13 protein-coding genes and 1 pseudogene are annotated in these 13,427 nt (G+C 43.2%); 10 read left to right on the top strand and 4 right to left on the bottom strand.

Going from position 1 to position 13,427, the window contains the following annotated elements; genetic code table 11:
- Nucleotides 1-132: 132 nt before the first annotated feature.
- From NSS67_RS28775 to NSS67_RS28765, 3 genes and pseudogenes are all read left to right on the top strand, one after another.
- A complete protein-coding gene (locus NSS67_RS28775) occupies nt 133-1,284 on the top strand; it encodes a winged helix-turn-helix domain-containing protein (RefSeq protein WP_339317177.1) in 1,152 nt (383 codons plus the stop codon).
- Between the two features lie 75 nt (nt 1,285-1,359).
- Nucleotides 1,360-2,655, top strand: coding sequence for an MFS transporter (locus tag NSS67_RS28770; RefSeq protein ID WP_339317176.1), 1,296 nt, complete (start codon nt 1,360-1,362; stop codon nt 2,653-2,655).
- A 357-nt stretch (nt 2,656-3,012) separates the two neighbouring features.
- A pseudogene (locus NSS67_RS28765) lies at nt 3,013-3,578 on the top strand (histidine phosphatase family protein).
- A gap of 9 nt (nt 3,579-3,587) precedes the next feature.
- Here NSS67_RS28765 and NSS67_RS28760 read toward each other — a convergent pair.
- The 4 genes from NSS67_RS28760 to NSS67_RS28745 all read right to left on the bottom strand — a co-directional run bounded on the left by NSS67_RS28760 (nt 3,588) and on the right by NSS67_RS28745 (nt 6,839).
- Nucleotides 3,588-4,370, bottom strand: coding sequence for a TatD family hydrolase (locus tag NSS67_RS28760; protein WP_339317175.1), 783 nt, complete (start codon nt 4,368-4,370; stop codon nt 3,588-3,590).
- Complete coding sequence (locus NSS67_RS28755; protein ID WP_339317174.1) at nt 4,367-5,500, bottom strand: copper amine oxidase N-terminal domain-containing protein; 1,134 nt, start codon at nt 5,498-5,500, stop codon at nt 4,367-4,369. Before NSS67_RS28755 ends, NSS67_RS28760 begins: the two co-directional genes overlap by 4 nt.
- Before the next feature lie 103 nt (nt 5,501-5,603).
- Nucleotides 5,604-6,251, bottom strand: a complete 648-nt coding sequence (locus NSS67_RS28750) for a hypothetical protein (protein ID WP_339317173.1) — start codon at nt 6,249-6,251, stop codon at nt 5,604-5,606.
- Between the two features lie 168 nt (nt 6,252-6,419).
- Nucleotides 6,420-6,839: a MarR family transcriptional regulator gene (locus tag NSS67_RS28745; RefSeq protein ID WP_339317172.1), complete on the bottom strand. Its 420-nt coding sequence runs from the start codon at nt 6,837-6,839 to the stop codon at nt 6,420-6,422.
- A gap of 179 nt (nt 6,840-7,018) precedes the next feature.
- Between NSS67_RS28745 and NSS67_RS28740 the strand changes: the two genes are divergently transcribed.
- From NSS67_RS28740 to NSS67_RS28710, 7 genes are all read left to right on the top strand, one after another.
- Nucleotides 7,019-7,585, top strand: a complete 567-nt coding sequence (locus NSS67_RS28740; RefSeq protein WP_339317171.1) for a sigma-70 family RNA polymerase sigma factor — start codon at nt 7,019-7,021, stop codon at nt 7,583-7,585.
- A complete protein-coding gene (locus tag NSS67_RS28735; RefSeq protein WP_339317170.1) occupies nt 7,582-8,547 on the top strand; it encodes a DUF4367 domain-containing protein in 966 nt (321 codons plus the stop codon). Before NSS67_RS28740 ends, NSS67_RS28735 begins: the two co-directional genes overlap by 4 nt.
- A 208-nt stretch (nt 8,548-8,755) precedes the next feature.
- Nucleotides 8,756-9,343, top strand: a complete 588-nt coding sequence (locus NSS67_RS28730) for a sigma-70 family RNA polymerase sigma factor (RefSeq protein WP_339317169.1) — start codon at nt 8,756-8,758, stop codon at nt 9,341-9,343.
- Complete coding sequence (locus NSS67_RS28725; RefSeq protein ID WP_339317168.1) at nt 9,330-10,088, top strand: DUF3600 domain-containing protein; 759 nt, start codon at nt 9,330-9,332, stop codon at nt 10,086-10,088. The genes NSS67_RS28730 and NSS67_RS28725 overlap by 14 nt, the downstream gene beginning before the upstream one ends.
- Nucleotides 10,089-10,342: 254 nt before the next feature.
- Nucleotides 10,343-11,734, top strand: coding sequence for a helix-turn-helix transcriptional regulator (locus tag NSS67_RS28720; protein ID WP_339317167.1), 1,392 nt, complete (start codon nt 10,343-10,345; stop codon nt 11,732-11,734).
- A gap of 53 nt (nt 11,735-11,787) precedes the next feature.
- Nucleotides 11,788-11,961 carry an aspartyl-phosphate phosphatase Spo0E family protein gene (locus NSS67_RS28715; RefSeq protein ID WP_339317165.1) on the top strand — a complete coding sequence of 58 codons (174 nt, stop codon included), beginning with the start codon at nt 11,788-11,790 and terminating at the stop codon, nt 11,959-11,961.
- A 235-nt stretch (nt 11,962-12,196) separates the two neighbouring features.
- The gene (locus NSS67_RS28710) at nt 12,197-13,282 is read left to right on the top strand and encodes a DUF4367 domain-containing protein (RefSeq protein WP_339317164.1); all 1,086 of its coding nucleotides are present in this window, start codon (nt 12,197-12,199) and stop codon (nt 13,280-13,282) included.
- Nucleotides 13,283-13,427 lie beyond the last annotated feature (145 nt).

Raw genomic sequence — 13,427 nt, 5'->3', positions numbered from 1 at the left:
GATGAGAGAGCAATCATACAGAGAAATCTGAGGATTGCTCTTTTTGTTTGTACATTTCGATCTGGAGTACGCCGTTAACTGACTGATATAATGAAGCCAATGAGCGGATTCGGGGGAAGGAGAGTGTCTACCATGCAGCTGGAATTAAACGAAAGTGAATATAAAGTGACCGCAGATGGGATAACGATAGAATTATTTCCAAAAGAATTTACGCTGTTTCAGTTCCTGTACAAAAATAGAGGACGTACGTTCAGCCGAGAACAACTGCTGGATAAGGTGTGGCCGCTGGAATATCCGGTAGAGCGAACGGTAGACGATCATATTTATCGGCTTCGTAAAAAGCTAGGCAAGCTTCAAGGCTTGGATATTAAGACCGTTCGGGGATTTGGCTATAGTCTGACGATGCAGGAGCCATCTGTTACTATGACCAATCCGACTACATATGACTTAGAGATGCAAAAGACGATGCGAGAAGTATTTGCGAAATACCACCAATACGGCCAAGGGAGATCCATGTTAACCTTAGCGCGACAGCAGGATGTTCTGGGATATGAGATGGATCCGTTCTATTCGATTTACATTCATTTTGTGCAAGGAGATTTGGAATGGCTGCTAAACACAGATGAAGCGGGGATAGAAGAGCGATTCTATTGCCTGCTGATATGTTATATGTTTTTGGGTGATCCAAAGCACAAGCTGGAGTTCTGTGAGCTAGTCCTTGAGAAAAAGATTCTTTTACCTCCTCAGCACAAGGAGATGGAGATCCTTAATATTTTGGAGTTATACACGCTTGCTGGGCAACCGGAAAAAGCATTGGAACGATTAAAGCTAACGCATGAAGTGATTAAAGAGCCTGGGTATGAGAACTTCATTCCTGTAACGGCAATTTCCGAAATGCTCGTACACTTGTGGATAGGAACTGAAGATCAAGAATTGGAACGGATGGCGAAAGACATTGAAGTGCTTTTGCAGGAGAAGCCTTTTTTGCGTGAGATCGGCAGTTATAAGGTTGCAAGTGGATTGTGGTTATTACGGCGAAAATCTTGGCGTGAAGCAGAGCAACTGTTGGATGATGGGCTTCAGGTGCTTGAGATGTCGGGGTTCGTGCCGATGCGGATATATGCATTATACCGAATTGTTCACTATTGCAACGAGTTTCCACCCAAGCCAGCCTTACATCATAAATATGTGGAATTATTTGAACGAGAGAAGGAAGAGCGGGGATTCTATCGTCTAGAGCAATCCTTGGAAACTGTGCTTATGAATATTGTAACAGCGCTCTGATAATTCTCTGACAATTCTCCATTACATTAAGATCATGCTTCATATGTTCTTAATCGTAACTTGGAGGAATGTCCGATGAATGCTTCATCACAAGCAGGGACGAGTCTGCTGAAGAACAAAGTATATATGCGTGTGTACAGCGCGTTTGCGACAGCTACCTTTGGGGACTGGTTCGATGCACTGGCGATTCAAGTGCTCGTGGGGTACCGTTGGCAAGCTAGCCCGCTAATGCTGGCTTTGATTCCGGTCTCCATGGCTTTACCTGGGATTCTGCTCGGCTCCGTGGCAGGGGTAGCAGCTGACAGACTGAATAAGCTAAAGCTTATGCGGATGTGTGATCTGCTCACGGCATTATTAACCGTACTCGTATTATTCGCTCCCAATATGCTATGGCTGCTTCCACTGCTGACGTTACGTGCTGCGATCTCTACACTAAACGTGCCTGCTCAGCAGTCGATGACTCGCAGCATCGTTAGAGAGGATCAGCTGCTTCAAGCGACCTCACTTAACGGAATCGTAAATCAGGGTTCCAAAATCGCCGGGCCTTTGCTGGGTGGTTTCGCGTTGTCTGTGCTTACCCCACAATGGTGCATATTGATCAATGCTTGTCTCAGAGGTTGCTCTTATCTGCTTCTACTAACCGTTAAGAACAGTGAGGTAGGACAAGTCAGCTCAGATAAGGGCGCTGAAGGGGAGAGTGTGCCCCTTCGCACCATGTGGAAGGAAGGATGGAGCTTTATGCTGCGCAGTAGACTGCTGCTAAACAGCATGCTGTTTGGTTTAGTCGGTGCGTTGGCGATTCAGATGATCGATTTTCAGTTCACTAGTCTATTTAGAATTATTTCGCCTTCTGAAGAATCTATGCTGGGCTGGCTTGTTGCGGCAACGGGTGTGGGGGCTATACTCATGATTTTGGTCATGAACAAAATGAACCGAGGAACAGGCTACGGCTGGAAGCTTGGTACGGGTTATGCACTAATTGGTGGATCGGTTGGAGGGCTTGGCCTGCTTCAGCCGGGAGTCTCTACCCTTCCTGTATTGCTGCTAGGATTCGTATTAGGTCTCGGGAATGGAATGTTTATGATCACGTTCAATTATTGTCTGCAAAAAGAAACACCTCCACACATGACGGGGCGTGTGTTCGGTATTCAAAGTACTATTCTTAGCGGAGTAATGATTGGAGCTCCACTACTCGGCGGCATGCTGGTTCAGGCTGCTGGGCCTAGCGTGATCTTTTTTAACTTTGGTATCGTAATTGCTCTGATTGGTGTGCTTGGAATAATGTTTGGTCGTATGCTTTGGCCTACGGAGATTGAAAAGGCGGATAGCTTAGTGGAGCAATCTAAGAAGGTTGAAGTGCTGGAGACTTGAGGATGCTGATGCTGATGTGTTCGGACATGAGTTTGCGAAAATGTGTAGTGAAGGTCAGGCAAACTAGCCAGACTAGAAAGCTTGAATAGCATAGACTATCTAGCAGGGCACCCAAGTATTTAGTTGCAGAAAGTGCAATTAAATTCTGTTCCATTGTTCAAAGCGGACTTTAATTGTATTTAGTGCAGTTATAATTGGAAGTTTTCCCTTTTAGGCTAGAAATGATGGTTTTTAGTTGCACAGAATACACTTATTCGCTCAGCAGGTCTCTTTTTACGCTTAATAGTTGTATATAGTGCAATTAAGAGACTTTTCTAGCTCGATAGGAAGATAGATAGAGATGGAGGAGGGAAAAGAATGACAACTTTTATTTATATGGTAAGGCACGGAGAGTCGCCGAAGCTGCCCGGAGGAACTGAAAGGACACGTGGATTAACGGCGAAGGGGGAGGCGGATGCCCTCAAGATAACGGAAAAATTACGTCTCGAAGGAATTCAAGCCTTCTATTCAAGTCCATATCTTCGGGCTGTACATACGATTTCTGGATTGGCGCAGGTGTTAGAGGCAGAGATTCAAAGTGTTGAAGATCTTCGCGAAATCCATTTTTCGGATGGAAATAAGTCATGACTGACCAAGAGTTATATCCATTACTGACAGCAATGTTTGCGGATCCGGATTTTGTTCCGGTTGGTGGGGAATCCATTCATGCGTGTCAGAAGCGATCAGTTAACGTGCTTACAGAAATACTGAACAAGCACAGCGGTCAAAAGGTTGCGATTGGAACTCACGGTGCAGTCATGACGCTTATGATGAATAATTTTGATGCCAAATATGATCTGGATTTTCTACTTCAAACCACAAAGCCGGATATTTATAAAATGGAGTTCACAGGCCGAACATTAATGGGTGTGGAGAGGTTATGAATGGTCTATCTACAAGCTATAAAATCGCTTAGTATTCGCAGTTAGTATCTCTTCTGCTTGACTAGAGGTGCAGCCATGGATCGCTCCCCAAGCGGCAGCGACCTCACGAATCATGGACGGATGGGTGACTTTATCCGCAAAAGGCCCTTCAAATGGCCAAGGCCCATCGGTTTCCGCCATGACAAGCTCTGGCGGATAGCGGCGGGCAAGCTCCTGAATCTCTGGTTCGTAGAGGATATCAGGGGTGAAAGAGATATAGTAGCCATTGTTAATCATACGGGCAATAGCTTCTTCGGGTCCCTTAAACCAGTGGAAGTGAGCACGTTGTATATTATGTTTCTCCAGAAGATCACAGGCAATTAGCGCATCCTCATAAACAGCATGCAGCACAACTGGTTTATCCAGACGAGCAGCAAGTTCTAGCAGTTGATCTAGAAGCTGAATATAAGGCTCCATATCAAAAGCTTCGCCACGCTCCAGTGCTTCAGCACGCGAATAATAAGGCAGCCCAATTTCACCCACAGCGATGAAATCCTCCTGAGCTTGACCCTCAATCCATTCCAGTAAAGTAGATAGCTCAGCTTCCTGCGGTAGTGGCTGCTCGGGATGAAAGCCATAAGCAGGGCGGACCATTTCGGGATATGTAGCCGCAAGCTTTTGAGTGCGAACGCAAGAGTCTAAATTCATGGAGACGGCGATCAGGGCTTCGATTCCTATGCTAGGCAGCATACTCACCATCTGTTCCACGGCTTCAGACTCATATTGTTCTAGATGTATATGGGCATCAATCATAGCTGCTTACCTTCTACGTAAGAGGCATATTCCTCATGAGGCTCAAAGCGAATGGACTCAGGCTCCATTCCATCATTCCCCGCTTTGTAGACAAGTGTTAGTGTGCCAATGCTCTCCAAAAATCCAATATAAACATTAGTCTCCGCCTTCAGCTGCCCAGCCTCCACCATGTATTGAGTAACCGCACCAATGCCTGCCTGTTCGTCGAAATTGCCGTCCTCTGCACGACCCGGAAGTCGCAAAGTGACCATGGATGGAGTGAAGCCTTTCAACTGGAGCTTAATCAGGAGATCCTCTTTTTGTTTGGAAATCGTTGACGAGACGAGCGCTGTGGCGGCTTTTTCTGCGGAAGGGATAGTTAGTTCCTTCCACGAATTAGGCTTAACAACGTGAATCTCCTGCATGGACATCCCCGTACCTGCTCCGAGCGACAGAATGACGATGACTTCCTCCTGCCCATCCTGATCTAAGTCAGCATAATGAATCTCAGGAGGATCATTAAGTAATCTGGGGGATTCCCAATTAAAAGTATGCTTTGTCCCTTTGACCTCTACATTAAATCCTTTGTAGGTATCCCCATCTTTAAGGACGGTATATAACTTAACTTTATCGTTTTCTTCAGCTACAGCGAGCGCTTGACTAGGCTTGCGCACAGTAGTGCTTACGCTGCCTGATGTTATCTTAACTGCGGTTCGCGAGGCATTCAGCTTCACATCCGCTCCGGAGAGACTGTTTAATGCGTCGGCCGGGATATAGAAGTTACCGTTTCGTAGAATTGCAGGTCCCCCGAGCGCATTTTGATATCCGTCACCTTGCATATACTCATTACCCGGCTTCAGAACGTATTTACTGCTTCCATCAGAGATGGTTAAGGTCTTCAGAGTATTATCCCATTTTTGTTCTGATGAGTAGTACTCCATTAGTACTTTTGCAGGTACATAGACCTTATCACCTGAGAAAAAAGGTGGGAGAGAAGGAAGAACGGCTTCGCCGTCAACGATTAGCTTTAGGGGTGCTTCAGTAGTTTGTGTTTGGTTAATCGCTATTGATGTATCCATATCTATAAATGCCGATGCTCCGCATCCGGCTAAAAAGAGCGTGCTAGCTCCGATTACGATGATTTTATTCATAATTACCTCCGAGGATAAAGTCCAGTCCCCTTTAGTATAGATTAAATCAGCGTGTTGTAGGTCACTTTCTGTAAACAAAGCGGAGACAAGCTTGTTACGTTCATTATTTATTTAAAAAGACGGTCCGATCAACTTGTGATTTAGGATCTACAGTTAGACTTTTGCTATAGCGAATTTCCCCAATAGAACAACCTGGTCCGATGATGATATTTTCACCGCAGACGAGATCAGCTGTCGTTCGATATAACGTGATGCTAGTTCCTTCAATCGTTTTGCAGGTAAGCTTCCGGAAGTAGTGCATCAGCGCATTAATAAGCTTGGAAGATGGCTTAACAATAATCGTGCCGCTAGAGCTCATGACCTCAATTGTGCTTCTGTTTCCTAAACGAATCTCAATCGATGTACCAGCGGTTAATCTATTGATCTTCACAGCACCTTCGGCATGAAAGGTATCAACTTCAGCGACTTGTGCTGCGGATAAGTATCCAGACGATTGCAGTCTGTCTGCTTGGATGTGCTGAACGCGAAGGCTTCCCAGATTGTTGACTTGATTCGCCTTACAATGACCTCCAATCGTACAATCACCAGACACTTTTAGCTTAGAGGTGGCAATATTTTTCTGAGTCCTTAAGTGGCCGATAACATCGACAGTAACCGTACGAACATCCTCTTTGAGAATCAGTGAACCTCTTACCTTCAGCGGTGGATCGATTATTTCTCTGAATTCATAAGTATCATAATCATTGGACATTTACAGGATACCGCCTTTCGAATTATATTTTAATAATTAAAATATATATTCATTATAATATATAGTCAATATAATACTACGTGAATATAAGCATAAAAAAACTGCCGTCAGTTTCCTGACAGGCAGTGTGTGTAAACGATAACGATCAAAATGGATGCTCTTATGCTGTTATTGCATCATTTTATCCATTAGCTCATTGATTTGTTCTAAGGTTCCGGAGATTTTATCCAAATCCGAGGTAGGAAAGGCTTCAAACAGGTGAAGAATTCGCTGATGACCTTGTTCTGTAAGGACAATGTTGACGACTCTGCGATCTTCCTTCGTCCGCACCCGTTCGATAAGACCAGCTTGTTCCATTTTATCGCACATAGAAGAGGCGGCTCCGGGAGTAATAACGAATCGTTCGGAGATGTCAGTAATGTTCAAGCTTCCTGTAAGCTGGAGCTGGAACAGCAGCATAATCTGATTGTGAGTTAGGGTTTCCTGTTTAGTGATCATATCAATGAAGGACTGGGATTTCTGCTGCACATTTGCCATGGATTCCATAACCTTATGGATAGCATATTGTTTATCTTGCTCTGTGCTCATAGTCACGCTCCAATTTACTTTAGTCCCTAAAATATATAGAAGCTATAATAAGCTTGTCAAGTTATGTGGATTCTGGAGCTTGATTGGAAGATTCTTTGTAATGGAATTTAGAATACGACGTATTAACAATTGAATTTACTTAGCTAAGTAAAACTTTGCTGGAAAGGAGAGTTTGATTGATGCAAGAGCGCGCATTGCTTCCCCCCTTTGTTAAAGAGAAAATACAAGAAAACATAGATATAGATGCTTTATTCACAACGATTTTTGAAACCTTCTATAAAAGAATATTCAACTATATCGCTTATCGGGTTAGCTCACGCCATACGGCTGAGGATCTGACAAGCTTGGTCTTTGAGAAGACCTTGGCTAAGCTTGCGACCTATGCCCAGGAAAAAGCTCCTTTGGAGGTGTGGTTATTTGCCATCGCTAGGAATGTGGTCAATGACCATTACCGAAGTCTGAAGAGGCGCAGTTTCTTCTCGTTGGATGCCGTTATGGAGCTGGTTTCTACTAGAAAAGAACCGGAAAGTTTAATCCTCCAGGGAGAACGTAACGACAAGCTAAATGAAGCGCTGAACACATTGAACTCGAGGGAAAGAAATATTGTGGCTCTTAAATTTGGCGCTAATTTGAGAAATACGGAGATCGCCCAGCTTACGGGAATTTCGGAGGGGAACATTGGCGTAATTCTCTACCGGACGATGAAGAAGCTAAAGATTGAAATAGGGAGCGTGGAGCAACTATGAATAGTAAAGAAATACAGCAGAAGTTCTCTGCGGATTTAGATGAAAGTATACATGGAGCGGAAAATGATTTAAACGGTGCTGGGGAGTATGAGGAGCTACTGGAGCTTGGCAGAGTATTAGCCCATAAAGATTTCAGCGAGGGCTCTGACAAGACAGCCATTCTGAACAAGGTACGGAGAAATAATGCCGGCCAAAAGGAGGAGAAAGAATTGCGTAAAAAACATAGAGTAAGACGCCCTGCTGTTATACTAGCAACATTGCTTGCGGCGTGCATATTAAGTGTAACTTTTGTGCAACCATCATTCGCACAGGAGCTGCTATCGAAAGTGTTGCAAACGATAAATTTGGGACATATCGTAGCCCATGAAGTAGAATATTCCGTGGAAAACAATGTGATTCCGGATGAACTTAAGGGGAAGATTTTTGATAGCAACGGAAATGCGATTTTGACACCCGATGCTGCTCAAAAGGCTGATGATGTGTACAATGCTGACGGGGAAAAAATCGTAGGGTTTGAAGACGGTAGGTTGGTTACGCAATCTGAGAGGGATCAAGAGAAACCAAAAGTATTGATCGTAAGGGATTCTAGCAAGCTAAACGAATATACCATGTTTGATGTAGGGTTGCCGGAGTACCTGCCGGATGGTTATGCATTTGATCGCGCAGAGTTTTATAAGAACGATAACGGGGAAGTAATTAAAAATAGTAAATACATTGATTTATATTTTATAAATAAAGCCACAAATGAGAGGATTACAATGCAGCAGCGATACGCTGATGAAGAAACGGCGTATGAGATGTCGACGGACGGTACAATAGAAAATGTAGAAATAAACGGAGTTGATGCTGTATTTTGGAATGGCAAAGCTATAGACTGGGAAGCTAATGGTGTATTATACGGTGTAGTATCATCTAGCCTGGATAAAGATGATTTGACCAAAGTAGCAGAGTCGATCCACTGACTAGTAAGTGGCAGGAGGCTTATGCTGCAGATTGGAATGCAACTAAACTTGAAGCCCGCATTTTGCGGGCTTTTTGAATATCGAAAAGGTCATCTAAAGGGAAATTCTCCATGTGATTTTGATTTTAACTCTATAATCAAAATAAATCGAACGATAAATCTTTTGTTTACCAATATATAGTGTAAGACCGAAGGAGGGATTGAGAGGGATGAAACATCCAAAAGAATATTCTCAGCTCATTGCGCTTACGCTAGCCGGCAGTCGTGAAGCGTATGGTGAGCTATATGAAGCGACGATTCGGGATGTGTATCAGACCGTTCATTTTCTCGTTCGCGAAACCTCCGATGTGGATGATGTTGTTCAGGAGATCTATATTCAGGTGCACCGGTCGCTTGAACAATTTGACGTGAATCGCCCCTTTAGGCCTTGGCTTATGGGATTGGTCATGCGGCAAATTTATGCCTATCGGAGGAAGAGATGGACGCATCTCCGAATTCTCAAAAAGGCAGAACATGCTGATTTGATCATGGAGTATGAATTTACGAATGATGTTGTGGACAGATTATCCAACCGCACCCTACTAGCAAGTGTAGACCGTCTTCCATTTAAGCTGAAGCAGGTGATTATTCTGCATTATTTAAACGAATATTCACAGGAAGAAAGTGCTGCGATACTGGGTATTCCGCTCGGAACCGTGAAATCTCGTATTCACGCTGCACTGCACAAGCTTCGTCAGAAGTCAGACAATCATACTCTTTTTAAGGGAAAGGTGGAGGACCTGCATGAATTTCAATGAAGAGTTACGGACAGTTCTGCAGGAAGAGGCGAGAAATCTAAGCGCCCCACCGGAACTGAAGGCGCAAATACTAAATAGGACCGTAGCTAACCGAGGGGGGAAACGTATGAAGAAATGGCTCGTGGCAAGTATTATGGCGGCTGCACTATTAATTCCTACTGGAGCTTATGCCGGATATCATTATTTGGCAGACACCATGTATGAGTCCCCAGCAACTGCGGCTACGATTGGAGTAACTCAGCAACAATATGATAGGCTTGAAGCCAAGCTGCAGAACGCGAAGCAAAGTTATAACGAAGAGGAATTCACAAAGCTGATGTCCTTATTAAAGGAATTGGGATCTTATAATCTGCAAATGACCGATGCTGAAGGCGTCTTTCACTTAGAGCATTTAAGTGCGAAGGAACAGAAGGCATACAAGAAATTACAGGCGGAGCTTGAACCTTATTTCGAGAAAATGAATGAAACGGAAATCCCTAAGGGAAAGGCATCTGCCGTAGATCGTGATACTTTCTGGAATAGCTTGCTTGAAAAAGCTGAACAGAGGCTTACTAAAAAAGAGTTTGAGGAGATCCAACGATTAATAATTGAGTTGCAAAGCTATGATACCAAGGTATTTGATTCCGATGGAAGTGTTCATATGGAACGGCTTTCGAAAGAGGAGATACAAAACCAAGAAAAGTTAATGGAAGCTCTCGACCCTTATATTAGAAAGATAGATTTGATGGTAAAACCTAGCTCTTAGTTGAATTTATATGCATGTATTGAATGACTATGGATAGTAGTATCGTTAGATGAACCATCAGAAACGGTGTAATACACCTTGTATTCTGGTGGTTTTTGCCTTTTACTAATCCAAAGTCTATACATTGTTTGTCGAATAATTGCATTTGAAAAGTAATGAAAAAAATAATTTGACCGCTGGAATAATTAGTCATAATATTATTAAAATACTATTTGCTTATATATGAACTATGTTGGCGGAAGGTGGCTTTGATCATGAAGCAGATGACCATTCGTGCAGAACTGGCGGACTATCTCAAGAAGCATGGGACAACGATCAATCAGTTCGCAGAGGTGTCTAAAGTAAATTCAGGCACGATCAGTAATATCATCAATGGGAATCGTCCAATAGCCATGCAGCAATTAGATCGGATCACAGAAGGTATGGGATTAGAAGAAGGCAGCTACTATGATTTGTATGTGGATGAGTGTTTTGTACACTCCAATCCGAATTGGAGACGCCTTCGGCCATTTCTATATCGCTGTGCAGAGCTAAACAAGCTGGAATGTATTGCACGGGTAGTTGGAATTATGATGGACAGCTTATCTTATACGCCTTCATTATTTGATACTGCAGAAGATTTTTTTGTGCAAGGGAAGCATAAAGCAGCAGCGATGTTATATCAGAGTGTGGCTGAGAGTGAGAAGTATCAGCATTCAGAGCGGTTAGCCCTTTGCCAATACAGGCTATTCACGATCGCCTTGGGCGAGGATCAGGATGCTAATTTACGAGCAGCTGTCCAATTTGAAGGATTTGTTAATCGGCTTGACGAGGTGGACCAGCTTGATGCGCTGAAAGATTTGGCGAATACATATAGTGCTTTGCGGCACTGGGATAAGGTAATGGCAATGGCTAAGGAAATGGGGAATAAAGCAACGATTCAATATCATTCCAAATACGAACGTACCAGAAAAAGTAGGCTTCAAAAGGAAACTGAAATACCACTATTCTCATATATTCAATACTCCTATGTGTTACGTTCAGTAGTTTATAGAGAGCTTGGAAATTATGATAGAGCTTTACATTATGTTAATCTCTACATGGATATGAGCTGGATTCGTGAAGACACGGAGGAAGCTCTGCAGCTTATGAATCAATGCATGGAGTGGGCACGGGCTAATATTTACTTGCTGCGAATTTTAAAAGGGGATGTAACGGTGCTATCGGAATATGTGGCATACATTGAACAAAGAGAGGAAGAAATTCTCTCAGGTCTGTTCAAAATCCTTCAGGTGGCTAACCACTATCAATTTAACGTGGATGATATCCTTCTGCGGTTTGAGCAAAAAATATCAGATTGCAGAGATCATCAATTAGAAATTAGATCCTATCATCAACAAATTTTTGAAGATAGATATACTAACTTAATGGCTGAGATCGCATTCTATTATATGAAAAGGAATAAATATGAGATTAGTATAAAGTATGTAATGGATAGTTTGGAATATTCAGTAAAGATAAATAGCGAATCAGGTATTATAAAGTGTGTTGGAATGTTCGAACAGCTTCGACATACTGCATCCTTAGAAACGCAAAAGGAATACCAAAGTTTAATCAGTAAGGTGCAGAGAATCAACGAAAATAAAAGGTACTGCACATTATTGTAAACTATAGAATTTGACATATACCTCTAATATATTACTTTGAGGAGGTAGAGTTAATGAATAACCCAGAAATTATCCAAAAGAGAATAGAGGGTGCTAGAGCCAAACTTTATTTGATGGAAAGGCAACACGGAGGATTGTTACATCCAAATGTGATCAGACAGTCCATGAAGTTGGATGAATTAATCAATCAGTACAATAAGGCCATACATAGTGATAACGAGAGTTGAAACAAGAAGCTATTCCCATAAATTTCGCTCTATTCAATAGATAAGACCTACATAATGTTATTGCATCTCTGTATAAAACATAAAGCCAGCGCTCTGCGTAGGCTTTTTTTGTTTGTATGTTCCTAAAAAATAAATCTAAGCCTCATGCTTGTCATGCCCGTCTGCATATTGCGGCCAAGTCCCTCATAGACATGTACTAATCAATGCATTCAAAACAGGTTAAGGGGATGATGTCATGCGCCGGACAATATGGGTACTCGCGATCATTATGAGCGTGGCCCTGGTGATGACGGGGTGCGGGAAGAAGGATGCCGCTTCCGTAGTCAAGGATTTGAACAATGTGGCCGACAAGTTGGAGAGTAAGCAGGGAACGTACCAAGCTTCAGGCGTTATGACCCTGTTCACCGGTGAGCAGCCGCAGGAGTATAAGGTAGAGGTATGGTACAAGAACCCTTCTTACTACCGGATCAGCTTGGCCAATGTTCAGAAGGATATTACGCAGATCGTGCTTCGTAATGATGAGGGAGTGTTCGTACTCACACCAAGTATGAATAAGAGCTTCCGCTTCCAGAGTGATTGGCCGGACAATCAAGGTCAGGTTTATTTGTACCAGACGCTAGTTCGGGGCATCGTCTCTGATAACAATCGTCAATTTGTGGAAGAAGGAGATAACTATGTGTTCGAGGTAGCTGCGAATTATCAAAGCAATGCTCTTGTGCGGCAGAAGATTTGGCTGGATAAAAAGACTTATGAGCCTAAACAGGTTCAAGTCTCAGATTCTGAAGCTAAGGTAGTTGTGGATGTGAAGTTTGACGCCTTTAAATTCGATACAGATTTCACTAAAGATTCTTTTGATATGCAAAAGAATATGACCACAGGTGCTGCTTCAGAAAGCACAGTAGCTGAGGTTGACGAAAATGGGAATCCGGTTGTAGTTCCGGAGGGCCAGGAGCAGGAAGGGCAACCAGTCGCTGCTGAGCTTGGTGACTTTGGTATTATTGAACCGGGTTATGTTCCGGCAGGTGTGGAGCTGAAGGACTCCCATAAATTGGAGGGCAACAAGGATCATGCCGTTCTCATCCGGTATGATGGGGTTTATCAGTACACCATTATGGAAGCCCGACCATTGGACCGCGCAGTAGCATTGGCTCCTGGAACGCTAATAGATCTTGGGTTTACCGCAGGAGTTCTAAGCGGTGATGAGCAGCAGACATTGACCTGGATGTCTGAGGGTATAGAGTACAGAATTACAAGTGCTAATCTTCCTGTTAACGAAATGATGCAAATTGCCGCTTCTATGGAGGCACAATCGGGTAAATAATATAAAGTAGGCGGATACTGCGTTTTGTGGGATTCTTTCCTCTACAACGTAGTATCCGCCTTTCTATATTTTTCAGCGCTCCAGCCTCTTTGATCTGAAGCCAAAAGATAACTGAGCTCACATTGACAGCCACCTTCTGTAGCAT

The organism is Paenibacillus sp. FSL R10-2734 (assembly GCF_037963865.1).
GTDB lineage: Bacteria > Bacillota > Bacilli > Paenibacillales > Paenibacillaceae > Paenibacillus_AQ.
This window is presented reverse-complemented; position numbering and strand designations above follow the sequence as displayed.